Origin of the sequence: Planomonospora antibiotica, from assembly GCF_014647955.1 — a bacterium.
In the GTDB taxonomy this organism is placed as follows: Bacteria; Actinomycetota; Actinomycetes; order Streptosporangiales; family Streptosporangiaceae; genus Planomonospora; species Planomonospora parontospora.
In genome coordinates this window covers 1-5,896 of record NZ_BMQE01000102.1, presented here as the reverse complement: position 1 = coordinate 5,896, position 5,896 = coordinate 1, and the positions used below count along the sequence as shown (strand labels likewise).

7 protein-coding genes are annotated in these 5,896 nt (G+C 71.5%); 6 read left to right on the top strand and 1 reads right to left on the bottom strand.

Annotation, left to right across the window (positions count from 1 at the left end; translation table 11 throughout):
• Positions 1-129: 129 nt before the first annotated feature.
• Positions 130-993, bottom strand: coding sequence for a sigma-70 family RNA polymerase sigma factor (locus tag IEZ06_RS35330; protein WP_203872429.1), 864 nt, complete (start codon positions 991-993; stop codon positions 130-132).
• Between the two features lie 272 nt (positions 994-1,265).
• Here IEZ06_RS35330 and IEZ06_RS35325 point away from each other — a divergent pair, with 272 nt between their 5' ends.
• From IEZ06_RS35325 to IEZ06_RS35300, 6 genes are all read left to right on the top strand, one after another.
• Complete coding sequence (locus tag IEZ06_RS35325) at positions 1,266-1,748, top strand: flagellar protein FlgN (RefSeq protein ID WP_189241022.1); 483 nt, start codon at positions 1,266-1,268, stop codon at positions 1,746-1,748.
• 3 nt (positions 1,749-1,751) lie between these two features.
• The gene (gene flgK / locus IEZ06_RS35320) at positions 1,752-3,200 is read left to right on the top strand and encodes a flagellar hook-associated protein FlgK (protein ID WP_189241021.1); all 1,449 of its coding nucleotides are present in this window, start codon (positions 1,752-1,754) and stop codon (positions 3,198-3,200) included.
• Positions 3,201-3,215: 15 nt separating this feature from the next.
• A complete protein-coding gene (gene flgL / locus IEZ06_RS35315; RefSeq protein WP_203872430.1) occupies positions 3,216-4,097 on the top strand; it encodes a flagellar hook-associated protein FlgL in 882 nt (293 codons plus the stop codon).
• 20 nt (positions 4,098-4,117) lie between these two features.
• On the top strand, positions 4,118-4,543 hold the full coding sequence (locus IEZ06_RS35310) for a flagellar assembly protein FliW (RefSeq protein ID WP_189241019.1): 426 nt from the start codon (positions 4,118-4,120) through the stop codon (positions 4,541-4,543).
• Positions 4,544-4,591: 48 nt separating this feature from the next.
• Positions 4,592-4,876, top strand: coding sequence for a carbon storage regulator CsrA (gene csrA, locus IEZ06_RS37415; protein WP_189241018.1), 285 nt, complete (start codon positions 4,592-4,594; stop codon positions 4,874-4,876).
• A gap of 161 nt (positions 4,877-5,037) precedes the next feature.
• Positions 5,038-5,896 (top strand): hypothetical protein (locus IEZ06_RS35300; protein ID WP_229799138.1); only part of this gene is annotated, 859 nt, incomplete at its 3' end.

Here is a 5,896-nt window from a genome sequence, read left to right as displayed (position 1 = left end):
TTCCATCGACGGCGACCGGGAGGGGCTGAGGAATCCCAGCAGGTTTTTTTCAGACGTCTTCCGGACGGGGCCGGAATGCCCTGTACGGCAGGCGGTCGCGTAGTGCGGGGCGCCGGCCGTACGGGAAGGTCAGGCGACGCGGGCGACCGGGGCGCCGAGGGCGTCGGTCAGTGCCAGGCGGCTGCGCAGGTCGCCCTTGGCGGCGATCTCGGCGTAGTAGGCGGTGCGGCGCTTGGCGACGCAGCCGTCGGGGCGCTCGGGGCTCTTGACCATGGTGGGCTCGAGCTGGGCGTTCATGCCGTCGCGCAGCAGCACCAGGGCCTCGGCGCGGAGCTGGGAGACGCGCGACTCGGTCACGCCGAGCTCGGTGGCGATCTCCGCCATCGGCCGCTCCTCGAGGAAGTAGCGGGTGACGACGAGGCGCAGCCGCTCGGGCAGCGAGTCGACCGCGTGGGTCAGGTAGCCGAGGCGCTCGCGGTGGAGCAGCAGCTCCTCGGGACCGGCGGTCTGCTCCTGGACCATGTCCTCGGCGGTGCCGGGGGCGAAGCCCTGCAGGCTCAGCACGACGGCGCGCTGCACGTCCTCCTCGATGGAGTCGACCTCTTCCTCGGCGACGCCCAGCGCGGTGGCGAGCTCGCGGTTGGTCGGGGTGCGGCCGAGGGAGCCGCTGAGCTGCTGGCGGACGGTGTCGAGCTGGCGGGCCCGGCTGCGCACCGAGCGGCTGGCCCAGTCGAGGCCGCGCAGCTCGTCGACGAGGGCGCCGCGGATGCGGACGGCGGCGAAGCGGCCGAAGGGGGTGCCGCGCTCGGGGTCGAAGGACTGGGCGGCGCCGGCCAGGGCGGCCAGGCCGGCGGAGGTGAGGTCGTCACGGTTGACGTGGGAGGGGACCCGCATGAGCGTCTCGCGGACGATGTGACCCACCAGCGGCAGGTGCTCGCGGACGAGGTTCTCGATCTCGCGGCTGACGGTGGTCGTGGTGCCCTGGGTCCTCACGTGCAGCCCTCTCGTGACGATGTGCTGGGAAGTGGTACATCCGGCGTGTTCGGTGCCGACATGTAGAGAAAACAGGCACAAAGAGGTAGGAACCGGTTGCTTTCGGTTGCTGAACGGTTGCGGAAACTCACTTCTCGTCATGAGGCGGGCACAGGCGGTCATGGTTCGCGCGCCCGGAGGGGAAGTCCTCAGGCCGGGCCGTGCGCTGCCGACGGGGTCCGGTGAGGAAGCGCGCCGTCTGGGCGCCCCCTACGACTGAGAAGGCGGGACGGATGAGTTTGGCCGATCTGTCGAGCACGCTGTGGCGAGTCCGCGAGATGCTGGACCTTCTGCTGTTCAAGCTCGAAGAGGAGCAACTCGTACTGGCGGCGGGCAAGACGCGCTGGCTGCCGCACGCCACCCGCGAGGTGGAGATGGTGCTGGAGCAGATCCGCCGCGCCGAGGTCCTGCGCGCGGCCCAGGTCGACGAGGTGGCCGCCGAACTCGGCCTGCCGCCCGCGCCCAGCCTGTCCGCTCTCGCCGAGGCCGCCGGCGGCCCGTGGGCCGAGCTGTTCACCCAGCACCGGACCGCGTTCCTGACGCTGACCGCCGAGATCACCGCGCTCGCCGAGGCCAACCGCGAGCTGCTCACCGTCGGATCGCGCGCGGTCCACGAGGCGCTGATGAACGTCACGGGCTCCGTGGCGACCTACGGCCGCTCCGGCGAGACCGTCACCGCAGGCCGCTCCTCACGACTTGTCAACGAGGCGATGTAGCAGATGAGCACCTTCTCCGGAATCTCCACCGCGCTGAGCGCCATGTACGCCCAGCGCCAGGCGCTCGACGTCAACGGCCAGAACATCGCCAACGCCAACACCGAGGGCTACACCCGCCAGCGGGTCGAGCTGAACTCGGTCGGCGGGGTCGTCACCCCGGCCATCCACTCCCTCAGCGACGGCCTGGGCAACGGCGTCACCGCGGCGGGCGTCACCCGCCTGCGCGACGCGTTCCTGGAGTCGCGCGGGCAGATCGAGCACGCCAAGTTCGCCTTCCTCGCGGGCCAGGAGGAGATCCACGCCCGCGTCGAAGAGGTCTTCAACGAGCCCAGCGACACCGGGCTCCAGTCCCAGCTGTCCGACTACTGGAACGCCTGGCACGACGTCGTCAACCAGCCCGGCGACCTGGCCGCCCGCGCCCAGCTCCTGCAGCGCGGCGGCACCGTCGCCGACAGCCTGCGCAGCAGCGACGACGCGCTCGACTCGCTGTGGAACAGCACGGCCGACCAGCTCGACTCCTACGTCACCGAGGTCAACACCGCCGCCGACACCGTCGCCCAGCTCAACAAGGCGATCGTGCGGGCCACCGCCGCGGGCCTGCCCGCCAGCGAGCTGGCCGACAAGCGCGACGGCCTGGTGCTGCGGATCGCCGAGCTCACCGGCGCCACCTCCAAGGCGCTCGGCAACGGCGCGGTCGACGTCCACCTGGGCGGGGCCAAGCTGGTCGACGGGGGCTCCGCCCGCGAGCTGAAGGTCGCCGGCGGGGGCTCGCTGCGCGACGTGATGGCCGACCCGGTCGCCAACGCGGTCGCGCTGCAGTGGAAGGACAGCGGCGCCGACGCCGGCGTCGCCTCCGGTCAGCTCGCCTCGTCGCTGCAGTCGCTCAACAAGGTCCTGCCGGACTACGCGGCCAAGCTGGACGAGGTGGCGGCCAAGCTCGCCTCGACCGTCAACACCCAGCACGTCAAGGGCTACGACCTGAACGGCGCCGCGGGTGCGGACTTCTTCACCCCCACCACCGGCACGGTGATCACCGCCGCCACGATCACAGTGGGCGTCGGCGACCCGGCGGAGGTGGCGGTCTCGTCCGTCCCGCCGAGGGTCGAGACCGACCCGATCACCGGGGTGGTGCTCCCGCCCAAGGGCAACCTGGACGCCGGCAACGCCGACGCCCTGGCGGGCTTCGCCAACGCGGCCGGCGGCCCCGACCGGTTCTACCGGGAGAGCGTGACCGCCCTGGGGGTCGCCTCCCAGGCCGCGCAGCGGCGGACCACCATCCAGGCCAGCGTCACGCAGAACAACGACGCGCAGCGGCTCTCCCAGTCGGGGGTCAGCCTGGACGAGGAGATGGCGAACATGTTGCTCTACCAGCGCGCCTACCAGGCCGCCACGCAGATGATCAACACGATCAACGGCACTTTCGACTCCCTCTTCAGCATGATCCGGGGCTGATGACACATGACGTACATGCGCGTTACCGAACGCTCGATCTCCACCAGGGTGCTCAACAACCTGCAGGGCAACATCTCCCGGCTGGGCGACATCCAGGAGAAGCTGTCGGGCGGCAAGCAGCTCTCCCGGCCCTCCGACTCCCCCACGGGAACGACCTCGGCCCTGTCCCTGCGCAGCGACATCCGCACGCAGGAGCAGTACACCCGCAACACCGACGACGGCCTCGGCTGGCTGGGCACCATCGACACCGCGCTCACCAGTGCGAACGGCCAGGTCAACCGGGCCAGGGAACTGGTGCTGCAGGGCATGTCCTCCGGCGCGGGCGGCTCGGTGAGCGCGCGCACCGCGCTGGCGACCGAGATCGAGAACATCCGCGACTCGCTGATCGGCATCGCCAACACCACCTACCTGGGCCGGCCCGTCTTCGGCGGCGCCGCCTCCGGATCGGTGGCGTACGAGAAGGACGGCACCTACAACGGCCAGGGCGGCGAGGTGCTCCGCACGATCGGCGACAACACCAAGATCGCGGTCAACTCCGACGGCAAGAAGGTCTTCGGCGACGGCGACGACCAGCTCTTCAAGGTGCTGAGCGACATCGCCGGCAACCTCAGGAACGACCCGTCCGCCCTCGGCGACGACCTCACCCGCCTCGACACGAGCATCAAGAGCATGCAGACCGAGGTGGCCGACGTCGGTGCTCGTTACAATCGCGTGACACAGATGCGCGACACGGCCGACACCCGGATTCTGAGTCTCAAGACCCAGCTGTCCGACATCGAAGACATCGACCTGCCCAAGACGATCACTGAGCTGACCCTGCAGCAGACCGCCTACCAGGCGGCGCTGGCGGCGACGGCCAAGGTCGTGCAGCCCTCACTCGTGGACTTCCTGAAATGATCTCTGTAGAGGACCGCCCGATGAACGCAGACACCGCGGCTCCGGTGGACACGACCGGCGGCGAGCTGCCGGCGATCGAGTTCGTCTGCCCGATGCCGGGCTTCGCGAACAACCGCCGGTTCGTGCTCGTGCGCGTCGACGAGGACGGCGTGCTGTACTCCCTGCGCTCGCTGGAGAACCCGGACCTGCGCTTCCTCGTCATCTCGCCGAACCCGTTCTTCCCCGGCTACGAGCCCGAGATCGACGACGAGACCCTGGCGATGCTCGGCGCGGGCGAGACCTCGAACCTGCTCGTCCTGCTCATCGTCACGGCGCCGGGCTCCATCACCGACGCGACGGCCAACCTGATGGCCCCGATCGTGGTGGACACCGCCACCCGCCGGGCGGTCCAGACCGTGCTCAGCGGTTCGGACCTGCCGGTCCGGGCTCCCCTGGTATCCGTCTGAGATCGGTTAGGCTGCCGATACGTCCCCCGGTGAGAGAAGGAGCCGCACGTGCTGGTGCTGACCCGCCGCTCGGGGGAGAGCCTGATGATCGGTGACGACGTGGTCGTCACCGTGCTCGACGTCCGCGGGGACGTGGTCCGAATCGGCATCCGCGCCCCGCGCTCGGTGCCGGTGCACCGCGAGGAGATCTTCCGCGAGTTGCAGGCCGTCAACCGCGAGGCCGCCTCGCCCAACGAGGACGCCCTGGCCGCACTGCGCCGCATGCTGCGCCCCGGGGCTCCCGGCGGGACCGAGGGCGCCGGCGGCGGAGAGACCGGCGGCGCGGACGCGTAGGGGCTCCGGCCCCTCGCGCGCCGTACCGGATCCGGCCGCCCCGGAGACGCCCGGCCCCCGGCCGGGCACTCCGGCGGCACCGGGACCGGCGGTCCCGCGCGCCCACGGCGGGGCCCGCCCCGCTCCACGACCTTCCTGCCGGAGCAGATCCAGAGAAGAGAATGAGCCGGACATCCCGCGGAGCCACGCCGGCCGGCGGATCGCGCCTGGTGCGCGAGCCGTACGGCTGGCTGGCGTACCTCCTGACCGCGGGCGCGCTGGTCCTGGCCGCTCCGCTGGCGGCCGCCGTCTCCCCCGTCCTGGACGCCCTGTGCTGGGTCGTGCTGCAGGGTTCGTCGCTGGCGGCCGTCCTCGCCGGCATCCGCCGGTACGGCCTGGGCCGCCTGTGGGCCTGGCGGCTGATCGGCACGACCGTCACGCTGGCCTGGGTGGGGTCCGCGTTCTTCTGGGGCGTCGGCTGGACGTGGCTGCGCCTCCCCGCCGCCCTCACGGCCTACCAGGTCACCACCCTGCTCTCGTACGGCCTGGGCCTGGTCGCGCTGACCGTGCTGGGGCTGCGGACCGGCGGCTCACGCTGGGCGGGGCTGCTCGACGGCGCGATCATCACCGTCGGCGTGGCCATGCCCTTCTGGGCGTTCTTCATCAACCCCGTGATCGACCACAGCGGCTACACCGGCGCGGAGCTCGCCTTCGCGCTGGTCAGCCCGGTCGTCGACCTGTTCCTGCTGGGCATGATCCTGCGGATGACGCTCGACAGCGGCCGGGCGCCGTGGCTGCTCCTGCTGAGCGTCTCCTACATGTCCCTGTTCGTCGCGGACGGCGCCTACCTGCTCGACCTGGCGGAGGGCGGGCCGGCCGGCGCCGTCTCCACGATCGGCTGGCTGGGCTGGGCGGTGCTGGTCGGCGCCGCCGCGCTGCACCCCAGCGTGGCGGCCGCCGGGCTGCTGAGGCCGCCCGTCGTCTCCAGCCGGGCGCGGGCCGCCACGTTCCTGGCCCTGGCCCTGCTCGGCCCCCTGGCCT

Bases quoted from the DNA above. Each gene is read 5' to 3' on its own strand.
- flgK (WP_189241021.1), top strand. From the start codon at position 1,752: ATGAGCACCTTCTCCGGAATCTCCACCGCGCTGAGCGCCATGTACGCC.
- flgL (WP_203872430.1), top strand. From the start codon at position 3,216: ATGCGCGTTACCGAACGCTCGATCTCCACCAGGGTGCTCAACAACCTG.
- IEZ06_RS35325 (WP_189241022.1), top strand. From the start codon at position 1,266: ATGAGTTTGGCCGATCTGTCGAGCACGCTGTGGCGAGTCCGCGAGATG.
- IEZ06_RS35310 (WP_189241019.1), top strand. From the start codon at position 4,118: ATGAACGCAGACACCGCGGCTCCGGTGGACACGACCGGCGGCGAGCTG.